The organism is Algoriphagus halophilus (assembly GCF_041729275.1).
GTDB lineage: Bacteria > Bacteroidota > Bacteroidia > Cytophagales > Cyclobacteriaceae > Algoriphagus > Algoriphagus halophilus_A.
The window spans coordinates 61,741-75,328 of record NZ_CP146486.1 but is presented as its reverse complement, the minus strand read 5'-3'; the positions used below and the strand labels follow the sequence as shown (position 1 = coordinate 75,328).

General features: G+C 37.8%; 14 protein-coding genes. 3 read left to right on the top strand and 11 right to left on the bottom strand.

Translation table 11 applies throughout. From position 1 onward, the window contains the following. Positions 1-3: 3 nt before the first annotated feature. From V8V91_RS00405 to holA, 4 genes are all read right to left on the bottom strand, one after another. Positions 4-363 (bottom strand): tol-pal system YbgF family protein, encoded by a 360-nt coding sequence (locus V8V91_RS00405; protein WP_373398271.1) that lies wholly within the window; start codon positions 361-363, stop codon positions 4-6. Further along, on the bottom strand, positions 357-2,774 hold the full coding sequence (locus V8V91_RS00400; RefSeq protein ID WP_373398270.1) for a tetratricopeptide repeat protein: 2,418 nt from the start codon (positions 2,772-2,774) through the stop codon (positions 357-359). The genes V8V91_RS00405 and V8V91_RS00400 overlap by 7 nt, the downstream gene beginning before the upstream one ends. Positions 2,775-2,811: 37 nt before the next feature. Next, positions 2,812-2,988, bottom strand: coding sequence for a hypothetical protein (locus tag V8V91_RS00395; protein ID WP_373398269.1), 177 nt, complete (start codon positions 2,986-2,988; stop codon positions 2,812-2,814). 124 nt (positions 2,989-3,112) lie between these two features. Beyond that, the gene (holA, locus tag V8V91_RS00390; protein ID WP_373398268.1) at positions 3,113-4,135 is read right to left on the bottom strand and encodes a DNA polymerase III subunit delta; all 1,023 of its coding nucleotides are present in this window, start codon (positions 4,133-4,135) and stop codon (positions 3,113-3,115) included. A gap of 123 nt (positions 4,136-4,258) precedes the next feature. On the opposite strand from holA, the gene V8V91_RS00385 reads away from it, so the two are divergent. Further along, entirely contained in the window at positions 4,259-4,753 is a 495-nt protein-coding gene (locus V8V91_RS00385; RefSeq protein ID WP_373398267.1) for a tetratricopeptide repeat protein, read from the top strand. A 112-nt stretch (positions 4,754-4,865) separates the two neighbouring features. On the opposite strand, the gene V8V91_RS00380 is transcribed toward V8V91_RS00385, so the two are convergent. From V8V91_RS00380 to V8V91_RS00365, 4 genes are read right to left on the bottom strand one after another with little or no spacing between them, the layout of a single operon-like run. After that, the gene (locus V8V91_RS00380) at positions 4,866-5,798 is read right to left on the bottom strand and encodes a universal stress protein (protein WP_373398266.1); all 933 of its coding nucleotides are present in this window, start codon (positions 5,796-5,798) and stop codon (positions 4,866-4,868) included. An 11-nt stretch (positions 5,799-5,809) separates the two neighbouring features. Further along, on the bottom strand, positions 5,810-6,199 hold the full coding sequence (locus V8V91_RS00375; RefSeq protein ID WP_373398265.1) for an NAD(P)-dependent oxidoreductase: 390 nt from the start codon (positions 6,197-6,199) through the stop codon (positions 5,810-5,812). Next, positions 6,184-6,357, bottom strand: a complete 174-nt coding sequence (locus tag V8V91_RS00370) for a hypothetical protein (RefSeq protein WP_373398264.1) — start codon at positions 6,355-6,357, stop codon at positions 6,184-6,186. Before V8V91_RS00370 ends, V8V91_RS00375 begins: the two co-directional genes overlap by 16 nt. Further along, positions 6,354-6,728: a hypothetical protein gene (locus V8V91_RS00365; protein WP_373398263.1), complete on the bottom strand. Its 375-nt coding sequence runs from the start codon at positions 6,726-6,728 to the stop codon at positions 6,354-6,356. The genes V8V91_RS00370 and V8V91_RS00365 overlap by 4 nt, the downstream gene beginning before the upstream one ends. A 172-nt stretch (positions 6,729-6,900) precedes the next feature. On the opposite strand from V8V91_RS00365, the gene V8V91_RS00360 reads away from it, so the two are divergent. Together V8V91_RS00360 and V8V91_RS00355 are read left to right on the top strand one after the other, a co-directional pair. Then, positions 6,901-7,368, top strand: a complete 468-nt coding sequence (locus tag V8V91_RS00360) for a DUF2911 domain-containing protein (protein ID WP_373398262.1) — start codon at positions 6,901-6,903, stop codon at positions 7,366-7,368. Continuing rightward, the gene (locus V8V91_RS00355) at positions 7,365-7,754 is read left to right on the top strand and encodes a hypothetical protein (RefSeq protein WP_373398261.1); all 390 of its coding nucleotides are present in this window, start codon (positions 7,365-7,367) and stop codon (positions 7,752-7,754) included. The genes V8V91_RS00360 and V8V91_RS00355 overlap by 4 nt, the downstream gene beginning before the upstream one ends. Positions 7,755-7,829: 75 nt before the next feature. Here the strand turns inward: V8V91_RS00355 and V8V91_RS00350 are convergent, their stop codons facing one another. The 3 genes from V8V91_RS00350 to V8V91_RS00340 form a co-directional block, all read right to left on the bottom strand. Further along, positions 7,830-9,533, bottom strand: a complete 1,704-nt coding sequence (locus V8V91_RS00350) for a sodium:solute symporter (RefSeq protein WP_373398260.1) — start codon at positions 9,531-9,533, stop codon at positions 7,830-7,832. Positions 9,534-9,636: 103 nt separating this feature from the next. Beyond that, positions 9,637-12,099 carry a PIG-L family deacetylase gene (locus V8V91_RS00345; protein WP_373398259.1) on the bottom strand — a complete coding sequence of 821 codons (2,463 nt, stop codon included), beginning with the start codon at positions 12,097-12,099 and terminating at the stop codon, positions 9,637-9,639. Between the two features lie 82 nt (positions 12,100-12,181). Further along, a complete protein-coding gene (locus tag V8V91_RS00340) occupies positions 12,182-13,225 on the bottom strand; it encodes an acyloxyacyl hydrolase (RefSeq protein WP_373398258.1) in 1,044 nt (347 codons plus the stop codon). Positions 13,226-13,588: the final 363 nt, after the last annotated feature.

Below are 13,588 nucleotides of genomic sequence, written 5' to 3'. Positions count from 1 at the left end.
GGTTTAGTTTAAAGTTTGAAGTTTAGTTTGAGCCATAGATTTTATTTCTTCATTCGTAGATTTCTCCACAATAGATTCCAAAGTTGCCTTGGCCTGGAAATCCTCTCCAAGTGTCACATAGTTGTCTGCCAAGAGTAAAAACATTCTTCCATACCAATACCCGAAGTCAACAAATGGTCCTGAGAAATCAAATATGGTTTCATTGGATTGGGCTACATCTCCCTTTTCCTGAAATGAATAAGCCAACCAATACAAGCCTTCTGCTCCTTGTTCTGTTTTGTATTCATTCACCAAGGTCATCAATGTAGTTTCAGCATCTGCCTTTCTATTCGTCTCACGCTCGGCTTTTGCTTTAGTCAGCAAAGCTTTAGGAGTAGATTCGGAATAATACCATCCAAGGTCAGTAGACGGTCCGCATTGGTAATTGCCTGATTGTATTTTTTGGTTTCAAAATTCGCTACCATCAAACCTTGCACCGCTTCGGCCTCTTCAATTTTGTTTCTGGCATTCTCCGCAGCAGTTTGTAGGTAAGGAATAGCTTGCTCGAAGTTTCCGTTTTCCAATTCAATTCCCCCAATTCGTTGTAAAGCCCTTACTCTTTGAGGAGATGCCGGTTCATTTTCCAAGGCCTTAAATTGAGCCAAGGCCTGATCCTTATTTCCCAACTGGAAGTAGGAATCTCCCAAGAAATACAAGGCATCTGCTTTTTGAGCGGATTGAGGATAATTTCTTAAGTAGCTTTCAAAAGCTCTGGAAGCCTGCGTATAATTTTTATCAAAATACATACTCTTGGCCGCCTCAAATTCAAGAGATTGAACACTTGTATTGGATGGATTAGAACCTTTGTACCGTGCCAAATAATCCGAAAACTCACCCGATCTTCCTTGTAAAGCCAACGTTTCCTGCAAGCCTTTTAGAGCTGTTTCTGCATTTTGGGCATTGGGATGTCTATCTAAAATGGTTTTATAATCCTGAATAGTCTGATCATAATTCTGCATGGAGAAATTAGCAACTGCCCTACCCTCCAACGCATATGGAACAAAAGGTGAATTCGGTTTTCCATTAATCAAATCAGAATAGGCACGGGAAGCTTCAGCGTAATTGGTCTCCTCCATGTTAATCTGACCCTTTTGATACAATGCATCTTCGTAATACAAACTGGAAGGATACCTGGAAATCAGAGCATCCAACTGATATAAAGCTTCTTGATTTCTGGTTTGGAAATTCTGTACTACTGCTAATCGATAATAAGCGTAATCTATGCCAGAATTGCGCTCGTTTATTGCCTGTTGGAATACCGAAGCAGCTTCAGAAAACCTTTTTTGTACGTAATAGCAATCTCCTAACCGGAGCATGGCATCGTCGTAATTTTCTTTATTATCACGACCTCTCAGACGATCAGTGTATGTTTTGAAATGAACTTCAGCTTGAGGGTATTTTTGTGAATTAAAATAGGCATACCCTAATCCATACAAACTTTTGGTTAAGTACGAACTAGAGGTGCTTCGACCCAGTGATATTGCCTGTTCATAGGATTTAATTGCTTGAGGTAGCTTTCCATCTGCAGAATAAGCCTCTCCTTTCCAAAAATGAGATTCCAATACAATAGTACGGTCAACAGGATAAGCCAAAGACTTATCCAAATAAGCAATTGCTCCATCCCATCTTTGATCCCTGAAGTATACCATGGCCTGATAAAAGGCTACTTTTTGATAAGCTGATTGAATTCTTGGAGACTTATTGGTGATTCGGTCCATTTGTTCAATAGCCCTTAAATAATCATTGGTGTTGACCAAGGCCTCCGAAAGCAAGGTCTCCATTTCAGCTTTATGAGTTCCAGTTGGATACTTATCCAAATATTCATCTAAAGCAGCAATTGCAGCTTGAAAACTCCCCTTTTGAAGGTTTACTTTTGCATAATTAACCAATGCATCTTCCTGAATTTGTTTGTTGAATTCAGCTTTGGAGGCCGCAGCGAAACTGGTGGAAGCAAACTGATAATTTTCCTGCTTCAAATAGGCATGTCCTAGGTAGTAACTACTTGCCTGTCCTAATTCATCATTTGCTGAAGCTGAATTTTTCAAATATTCAGCGGCTCTATTATAGTTCTGAATTTCAAATAAGGAAATTCCAGCTTTATAAATCTCTTCTCTAGATAAGGTGCCTTTTCTGGAGCTGATATAAGATTCATAGTGACTGGAGGCATTTGCATAATCTTGCTTGGCATAATAAGCTTCCGCCAAGTACAAATGAATGATTTCAGGTTTTTCTAGTTGCTGACCTGTACCGAATTTAGGTTCTGCATAACTGATCAATTGATCATAACTACCTGTATTGTAATAAAGTGCTGCAATTAAATAAGGAACTTTACCTGAATAAAACACATCTTGAGATGCAGTATGAAGGTCTGCAATTGCTTTTTCATGATCCCCATTTTCCAAAGCAATGTATCCACTATAATAGTAAGCATCGGGACTAACTGAGGTATTTAAAACTTTGGCCTGATCAAAAAATGGAGCTGCTTGTCCATAATTTTTCATTTGAAAATGCCCAAAGCCTTGCTTAAAGTATAGGTCAGCTCGGTTTTCATCACCAAGGCTGTTAGGGTTTACCAAAGCATAACTTTCATTGGCTTCCGTATAATTTCTCTTATAAAAGAAGTGATCTCCCAGATACAAACCGGCAGAGGTAACGGAAGGATGGTTGCCATGATCATAGATGTAAGATTTCATTAATCCAGGTCCATCTGGACTTTCCACCTGTAATGCGGACATTGCTCTATTCAATTCCGCAGATTTTTTTGCTCATTGGTCAAATCCTCCTTAAGAAGACGGGTGTAATCGTATAAGGAAGCAGAAAAAGTTGCTTTTCGAAGAGCTCAGTCTGATGATCTAAGGGGTATTGTGGACTCGTTTGATAGAGTGTGGATTGCGAAACAGCATCCAAACTCAACCCCAATCCAACAAAAAGCATCAGGTAATATTTCATAGACAGTAGTTGGTTTTAGCACCCAAAAAATCAAGCATGAGATTCATTTCATCCAAATCAATGGATAAAGGAACAGTCCCAAGACAACAAATTCTTTTGGTTTATTTAAAATTAGCTTCGGTAATCAGTGCAAAATCTTGTACACGAGTTCGCGGAGGATTTCACCATGCGTCATACTACCGGAGTCAACTCCTTTAGAACGCAGATCTGCCTCTTTGATGTATGTAAACACATCAATTACCTTGCCCAATTTGTAGTTGCGGGCGGATTGAAGGTACTCTTTGGCCACAAATCTAGGCACACCGATTAAGGATGCGATCTGGTCATCAGTGGCTCCTTTCGCTTGATGAATTAAAGCCAACTTCGAAAAATAATTGTACATCAGCGCAAAAAGTGGAATAAGTGGGTGAGATTTAGGGTTTTGTATGAAATAATGGATGATCCGATTGGATTTTTCCGCATCTCTAACCCCTATTGCTTTCAATAGCTCAAAGTTGTTGTAATCTTTATTGATCCCAATATATTTTGAAATATCAGGGATTGTGAATTTTGTAGGTTCCTGGAAATTAATGAGCATCTTCCCCACCTCATTTGTCATTACCTCCAAGTTGTTGCCAATGGCATCAGCTAAAAACTGGGCTGCTCTGGGTTCGATATCATGTCCAATATCTTTGAAATACTGGATCACCCAGTCTGTCAATTTATAATCCGGAACTTTATCAGAAGTGACATAGACCGCATTTTTCTGCAGTTCCTTGGAAAGCTGCGTCCTTTTATCCAGCTTTTTGTATTTATGTGCAAATACTAAAATCGTACTTGGGAGCGGATTTTGGGAATAATTGATCAGTAGTTTCTGGGATTCTTCCTTTCCTAAATCCGGTAAACTTTGAGCCTCCTTTACAATCACCACTTGGCGCTCTGCCATCATTGGAAACTTCCTGGCATTATTAAGTATTAATCCAACATTGCTGTCTTTTCCATACAAAACCACTTGATTGAATCCCCGTTCGTGTTCGGCGATGGCATTCTTTTCAATATACTCGGTAATTTGATCGATATAAAAGGGCTCATCTCCATCTAGAAAGTAAATGGGAGCAAACTTTTTCGCTTTAAGATCTTTAAGTACAGTTTGGGGTGATTGGGCCATGAATAATACGAACTCTAAAGCTTAAAGATAATAGGCCGATTGGTTTGGGTGCAAAAACATCAGAAAGATTATTTGGTAAACTATTCCTGTCTTAACTTTGTATTACTGAATAAAAATTAAAGAATGACTTTCGAGGCAGGAATAGAATTATACAAGGCAGGAAAATTTGAAGAGGCATTGACCCTATTTAATAGCTTGATATCCAATTCAGAGACTAATCCAGAATTTCACCTTTTCAGAGGTAGGATATTATCAAGATTGGGAAAAACCCAGGAAGCAATTGCTGATTTTGATATCATCATTGAGTTAGACCCATACAATACAAATTATATCTCAGATAGGGCAGTAGTCCTTCATTTATTAAAAAGAGATGAAGAAGCTTTGGCAGAATTTGACCGTGCCGCAAATCTGGACCCTAAAAATCCCTACAGGTATAGCAGCAGGGCATACTTTAAAGATAGAATCGGGGATCTTAAAGGAGCGATTGAAGATTATGAAAAAGCAATTGAGTTAGATCCAGAAGATGCAGTTTCTTTCAATAACAAGGGACTGGTTGAAGAGAAACTCGGTTACAAAAGACGTTCTCAAAAAGCTTTAAAAAAGCAGATGACCTTGTAGGTAGACCTCAACCTGAAACCAAACCTGAAACACCACCTACCCCTCCTGTGGAAAACACAGAAAAAATTTCAAACGAACATCAGCAAATTCCTAAAAAGATCACAGTGTCTTATTACTTCCGCACCTTAGGATCACTTTTTACAGATCCGAAGACACGTTCAGAATTCAAAGATTTTATCCAAGGGATTTTTAAAAAGAAATAGTTAAAGAGACTTGATGACCCATAATGGCTTATTGATGAAATAAGCCATTTTTTTTGAAAGATTTTTTGCGAAGATCTGATCAAAAAAGATTTCTTTTTACTCAATGTCACCAATACATCTCCTTTGGAGGTTTGAAGGTAATTTTCCAAACCCAAGGCCAAGTCATCCCGATAGGATTTCAGTACAAAACTGACTTTATCATATTTTACAAAAGGAGTGATTTCATTGACCATTTCTTTATGAAGAGATTTATCAATGGCTTTGTGGGTACTACTAACATGGACTATATCGATCTCAGAATCAAAAAACTGAGCCATTTCAATGACCTTTTGAATGGCAATTTTATCCTCTTCCAAATAATCAGATGCATAAACCATTTTTCGGGGCTTTTTGAAAAACACTTTTCTTGGAACCACAAATACATCTGTACTGGCTTCTTCTACAATTTTACTGGTTTTCGAACCTATAATATGTTCTCGCAAATCATTGGTTCCTTCAGTTCCCATCACGATCATATCTGCCTTGATATGCTCAGTCTCCGCCAAAGTTGTTGGAACAATCTTTCCATTTTTATAGGAGATCAAACAGCTTTTCAATCCTTTGGGTAAACTTTCTTTTAAAACTGCTTGCTGAAGATTGATCATTTTTTCTTTGATGAATTCCTCTTGATGGAAGCCTTTCGAATCCAAAGGAGAAAGCTTTTCATAGTCCTTTTTATTTAAAACATGGAAAAGCAGCAAGTCGGCTTGGTAAAACTCGCCCAACTTTGCAGCGTATTCTATCGCATTTAATGAACATTCAGAAAAATCTGTAGGACAAATAATTGTAAAAGTATTGGACATAGTTAAAAATTTTAATAGCCTCTTTTTCGAATAACAAGATTATTCAAAGGCTGGTTGGTTTGTATTCTGCGTATGTTATCTACCACCTGAGGAGCGGCAGCGCTAGGATTGGTTACGCTGGCAATATGTGGCGTGAAAAGAATTCTTTCATCCTCCCAAAAAGGATGCTCTTTGGGTAAAGGCTCTGTTCTGAAAACGTCTAATAAAGCGCCAGAGAGGAACCCCTTATCCAAGGCAAGGATTAAGTCCTCCTCGACCAAATGTTTCCCTCTTGCTACATTAATTAGAAAAGTTCCTTTCTTACATAGTTTAAATAATTCAATATTTAAAATCCCTTCTGTATCGGGCGTCAGAGGCAAAAGACAAACAATCACATTTACTGTTTTTAAAAACTCATGCAATTGGCCCTTGGAATAATAGGGATATGGAAAATCCTTTTTTCTGAAAATCCAAAACCGACCACATCAAAGCCCATAAATGCAAGTTTTTCCAATACATCACCCCCAAGTGCCCCCACTCCCATCACTCCGATTTTAACATCTATTTCGGGATAGCTCATATCCCAAACTTTCTTCTTTTATCTTGTTGATACCTTGTGAATTGTCGATGAAAATTCAACACGCCCATGATGACATAATTAGTCATGGAAAATGTTAATTTTTCATCCACAATTCTTACTACCGGAATATTTTCTGGCACAGATTTATCTCTCAAAATATGATCAACCCCTGCTCCCATGGAACTAATCAATTTTAAATTAGGAAAAGAAGAAAGAATACCTGCTGGGTGGTTCCATAACATGACCACATCCACCGAATCCGGATTATTAATATCGGGGTAAACTTGAACTTCTAAATCAGGGTCTTGATCCTTTAAAACCTTGATCCAAGGATCAGCGTTCTTCCCTGGACAAATAATAGCTAAACTCATAATAATTGAAAAATATATAACCTAGTTAGGTTTCATTTAATTATAACCCACTAAAAACGAAATTACTGATACTTTCATTACAAAAGCTCATGATTTTACATGAAATTACAGGATTTCTAGAAATATTCTGAGAGAAAATTCGATTTAATTTACATAACACGTATTACTGTATATGAAAAAGTATGCTATTCTTAATTTATTACTATTTACGCTTCTAGTAACTGACTTTCAACTTGTTGCACAGCAAATTGAAATGCCTCAGGCATCACCATCTGCCAAGATTGCACAAAAAGTCGGATTAACAGACGTTACAGTATCCTATAGTCGGCCTAGCAAAAAAGGAAGGAAGATATTTGGTGAACTTGTTCCTTATGGAGCGATTTGGAGAACAGGAGCGAATGGAGCTACTGTTTTGAGCTTTTCCACAGATGTTAAAATCCAAGGTAAGGATGTTCCTAAAGGCCAGTATGCTTTGTATTCTATTCCTGACAAAAAATCCTGGACTATCATTTTGTCAAAAAACACGAAACTATGGGGAGCTATTGGATACAATCCAGAAGAGGATCTAATCCGATTTGAAGTCAGCCCTACCAAAACAAAAAAGAGTATGAGACTTTCGAAATCAGTTTTACTAATATGACTGATAAAGGAGCTGACCTTACGATGGCTTGGGATCAAACCAGCGCAAGTTTCCATATTTCCATGGATTCAGACCCTATTGTAATGGCTCAGATCAAAGAATATGTACTAGATCAAGATACTGATAACCCTACCCTGCTCTACGAAGCTTCAAGCTATTACCTGAATACAGGAAGAGATTTAAATAAAGCCTATGAGTGGATTCAGGAATCAGTAGAGGCAGATCCTAAGTACTGGGCTTACCACCTGAAAGCTAAAATTGAAGTTGCATTGGGGCTCAAAACTGAAGCCATAGAATCTGCTAAAGAATCCATTGATTTGGCTGAAGAAGCTCAAAACCCAGATTATGTGGGTTTAAACGAACGGTTGATTCAATCCCTGAAGTAATCAAACCAAAGGGAATAAAAAAGGGAATTATCAAATAGATAATTCCCCTTTTTGAGTTTGAACGCTATTTATATTTTACTTTTTAATCATCAATTGGGCAATGGCTGCAAACAACATGACTGCCAAACAACCTATGGCATTGTACCATAAAAAGCCAATGTTCCAAACAAAATCAAATAACCCTAGACCATTTCTAAAATGAATTAGCAGAATAAGGGCCTGAGAGCCTAAGGCTGCAATAAATACCGCTTTGCCTTTGATCCACTTCATGAAAAATCCCACAATAAAAATCCCTAGGATGGTTCCATAGAATAGCGAACCCAATAAATTAACCGCCTGGATTAAATTCTCAAATAAGGAAGCATAGGTAGCGAATAAAATCGCCCCTACTCCCCAAAAAGCTGTAAAGAATTTAGACGAATGTAAATAATGCTTATCAGAAGCATTCTTTTTTATTGATCGCTTATATAAATCAATGGTACTGGTAGAGCCTAATGAATTCAATTCCGAGGCACTGGAAGACATAGCTGCAGAGAAGATCACGGCAAACAATAATCCAATCACCCCTTTGGGCAGATTATCCATCACAAAACGCATAAACACGTAGTCAGTATCTCTCGTCTCGGCAACCGGGTCATTCGTGATAATTAATTCCTTGACCTGATCCCTAATCTGTTTTTGTTCTTCTTTTAGAACGTTTAATTCCTGCTGAATTTGGTTTTCAGATGCCACATCTTTCCGATCGATCGCGGAAAGCAATTCCTGATACGAAGCCTTACTTTCATCAAAATTGGCAGTATATTTTTCTTCTAAAAGCTCAAAATCTGCCGCATATTCACTTTCTCTTAATTTGTCGGTTTGGACTTTGTTAAATACCACCGGAGGTTGATAAAACTGATAAAAAACAAATACCATCACCCCAATAAACAAAATGACAAACTGCATTGGAATTTTAAGAAAGCCATTCATAATCAGTCCCATCCTACTTTGGGAAAGTGTCTGTCCGGAAAGATAACGCTGAACCTGGCTTTGATCTGTTCCGAAATAAGATAGAAACAGAAAAACAGCAGCAGTCATCCCTGACCAAACATTGTATCTGTCCGCTAAATCAAATTCGAAATTGACCATGTTTAAACGGTCCATCTTTCCAGCTACATGCATCGCTTCCTGAAAAGAAATAGGAAGCATTTGGATCACAATAATACCTGCAAGGATCATTCCTCCCATCATCACAGCCATTTGCTGCTTTTGGGTAATGGATACCGCTTCAGTACCCCCAGAAACCGTGTAGGCGATTACCAAGGTACCTATCAAAATATTGGTCCAAGTTAAATTCCAGCCTAATAAAGTGGATAGGATGATCGCGGGGGCATAAATCGTAATCCCTGCTGCTAATCCTCTTTGAATAATAAACAATAGGGCTGCTAAAGTTCTGGTCTTGAGGTCAAAGCGATTTTCTAAATATTCATAAGCAGTATAAACCTTTAGTTTATAGTAAATAGGAATAAAGCTTACTGAAATGATAATCATCGCAAGAGGCAATCCAAAATAGAACTGAATAAATCGCATTCCATCCTCATATGCCTGACCTGGAGTACTTAAAAATGTAATAGCGGACGCTTGAGTTGCCATAATTGACAAGCCAATGGTCCACCAATTCATGGAATGTTTCCCTCTCAGGTAGGAATCTAAACTGTTCTGTTGGTAGGTTTTATAAACTCCATAAGCAGCAATGGTTCCTAAGGTTCCAAATAAAACAATCCAATCGATTAAACTCATGAGAAAGCATTTTGAATCCAGGTGAACAATGCAATAATTATGAATAGACTAGCCAATAGTCCTACGTATAAGTTTTTCCAACGTATCGGTTTCTCTTCCAAAACTATTGTTCGATTAAGTTTATGAATAATTTAATTGCACCTGGAACCCCTGCTGGCAATTCCCTGAAAAAGGAAATTCCCGTGTACACATAATGCCCTTTTCCATATTCTGCATAAATCAATGAGCCATTCATAAAGGGTTCATCTGGATCTTGAAATTGCAAAGGGGTGCTGTATTCCTCTGAAATATCGGTCACAAAATACAAGCCTCTTTCTTGAACCCAACCGTCAAAATCAGCTTCATCTATCTTATTAGGACCAGCTAGTATGGGGTGGCTCCAATCTGCCTTGAACGGAGAATTCTCTACAGTAACTCGATCCCTACTCAACTGGAATGGATAGGGTCCCATGTTTTCAGATAACAATCCACCGGTGGTATTGTATTGAACGATCACATTACCTCCTTGGGCTACATAATCCATCAAAATCTTCTGATTTTCAATTAAATCAGTATTGGTATTATAGGCTCGAATTCCAACGACTACCGCTTTAAACTGATTTAAATAATCCAAAGAATAATCGGTTGATCCAATCATCGTGACTTGGTATCCCAAAGAACTTAACACACTTGGCACATCATCTCCAGCACCTTCAATATAGCCAATTTTATCTCCGGAAATTTCCCAGTCTGCTTTGATCAAATTAATTGAAGAAGGACTAAAGTAGGTCAAGTTGGGAATATGACTATAGGAAATTCGATTCGTAGTCTGATTATAAACCTCTCCAGATTCAGTGACATAACTAGCCGTCACCGTCAATTTCTGATTGTTCCCCAACGTGAATAATATCTGATATACTTTCTCTTTATTCAATTCATTGATTTCTACAGAAGTGATGGAATATTGACTCTTCTCCAGGTTTTCAAACGTCAATTCTCCCTCTTCCAATTCATCCGAAAAATGAACAGTCACAGAAAAATCCTGATCTACCCCGTCTACTAAAATGACATTTTCCTTGGAAACAGATAAGTCAATTTTTGGAATCACCGTGAAAGGTTGATTCACTTCACCATCTACCCTGCTATTGTATTTATAGCTTAAAGGTAGGCTAATGGAAATTGGATTTCCTTTGTATTCCATATTCAAAATTCCTTGGAGCTGATTGTCCTCAAAGGCTTTTCCAATATCCAATTGATTACTTACATGATAAAGTGCTCCATCGGTGGGTTCTTTTAACCAATAAGGCTGGGAAAGAGGAACATCTGTAGGAAGGACAAACTTCTGATCTACCTCCATTAACACATTGTAATCCAAATTTTTATCAATACGATTAACGCCAGCAATATTCTCAAATGAAATGATCTTTAAATGACCATCAGATGGGTTGGTCACTTCTAAACTGGTCGTAATCTCCTCTCCCGGATAGCCTAATTCTTGATTTACGATCCATTCCGCTTCTATTCCTAAAGAAGATAAAATCAATTCATCGATACTTTCCAATTTCTCCTTCACCCAACTAGCAGGGTTAGGAACATCAGTCAATTTCTTTTTAATAGACAGTAAGTTTTCGAGATTGTTTTGAGGGTTTTTAAAGTCAAAGGAAGATAAAGCTTGATCGATTAATGCTTCAATTTCTTGACCACCTGAAAGTGTTTCCCAACGGTTTATTACCCCATCAAATGCTGATTCCTTAGCTGGCTCGCCAGCCACAAACTGTATATGGTCCAATGCTCCTCCATTTCTTGGAGTACTTCCAAATCCTTGAGATTTGTGCATGGTGCGACTATCTGCAGCAATTTGGCTGTAAGTCTCACCCAACAATGGATTGTAATCACCTGTAGGAAACTCAAAGTATTGCTCGCCCTCTACTTTTTCAAATTCTCCTCGGAAATTATAGGTATTCCAAAAAACCCTTTTGGGCTTCCAAGGTTCAACATATTGAAGTTGTTCAGGGAACACAGTAGGGTCTCCTGCAATTGAAAGAGCCTCTCCTGCTAAAATTGCTGAAGTGGTATGTTGACCGTGATTCCCTCCACCAGGAATGGTATTAAATCGAGTAATAATAATATCTGGCTGAAAATTTCTAATCACCCATACTACATCAGAAAGAACTTCCTGTCTTTCCCAATTTTGAAAAGTTTCATTCGGAGTTTTTGTATAACCAAAGTCAATGGCTCTGGAAAAGTATTGGCGTCCTCCATCTGTTTTTCGAGCCTGCAGTAACTCTTGGGTTCGAATCTGCCCGAGTTCCACTCCCAATTCCTTCCCAATTAAATTTTGACCTCCGTCTCCCCTAGTCATACTTAAATAGGCTACCTGCAAATTTTCCCCATTTGCGAGGTAAGAGATCAACCGTGTATTTTCATCATCAGGATGTGCGGCAACATACAATACCCTTCTCGTTTCTTTTATCTGCTGCAATTTCTGATAAAGCAGTGAGGAGGAAACGGACTGTGCATTAGAAATCTTGAAAGAAAATAAAACTAAGATAAGTGCGAAAGCACGCATTACTATCGATTTGGTCATAAATGGGCTTGGTAAAACATCACAAGCTAAAATATGACAGCTTCAAATAAAAATATTTTGTGATTAATGGGGAATCTATCTGCTATTTGGAACGGATATATTGAACTTTACCCGGAATCGTATAACCCATCGTAAACTCAAAAAAATCTGCTTTCGCTTTATGGGCCTTAATCTGAACACCTATAAACACATGGTTATCAAACCGATACCTCACGCCTACACGTTCATAGAACCAAGTCATCTCATTATTGAACTCCGACCTATCCAAATACACACCTAATGCTACAGGAGCGTATAAATGCTTGTTGATCTTCCACTCCCAGGACCCCACTATGGCAAAGGAATTAGCATCTAAAAAATTTGTGTTTTCCCCTGGCCATCGATCATTGACACCTGCTCCATAAAACCAATCCAAGCCCAAACCTACACGATACTTGTAGGAAGCTTCCCATAAGTAATTTATTCCTAAACCACCTCTAAAATAGCTTCCTTCATCGACCTCATAATTTTTATAGCCCAGATACATCGCAATATTCCAAAACCCTCTTTTTTCTAATTCCGGATAATTAACTGCCTCAGTAGGAAGAGGATGTACTGAACCCAATTTTGTTTTTACTCCAATTCCTATTGGAATGTAATTTATTCCTGCATTTGGTCTTTTGATCGCTCCGTTTGAGAAATGCTTTAAACCTATGGAACCGATCAGGCTAACTCGATTTGAGAGCTTATAATTGGCCTTAAAGCCCAAATGGATGTAGGAATTTAAATTGGTACCTACGAATTGGTTTAAAGGGTTTGATTCTGCATCATAAGGTTTTATATGAAAGCCTAGCCCAATCTGCCCGAAATAACTGAGATAAAAATTCTTATATATTCCACGTCGAGAAAATGGCATTTCGATAAAACCATAAATCCCCATTGGTCTTCCCAATTGATTAGAATACCTGGTCATGGAACTAAACCCTACGCCCATACTAGGATATCTATACAGATAATTATAAAAGGTATTTTCGATTTTTCTCCATTCCATTCGGATATCGATCCCTGTATAATGTTCAGTTTTTTTGATTTCCTCAGCCCAATCCTTTCCATTGCTAAGTAAAGGTCCATTTTCATAAGTGACCACAAGAGACTTTTGAAATTTGACCTGGCCAAAACTTGAAAGAAAAAAAGAGAAAATAAGGTGGTGAGGGCTACTGACCTTTTAATCAAAGACATTCTAAAACTTACTAGACTAATTAAGGGTAAAGATACTAAGGATAGCACAAACAATATCTCCATTTTACCAATTTCCTTTCGTCTGAATTACTACTTAACTTTTCTAATATTTAACAAGAATTAATTGACATTAATTTCCAAATTTTTCCTTTCTAAAAGAGCAAGGAAAAATTAACAACTAGACAGATGAATTGAGGCAAGCGGGATATTTAATGGTAGTTTTTAAATCCTAACTGTGTTCTATTCAGCTATTTGAAAAAACTCTTTGGAA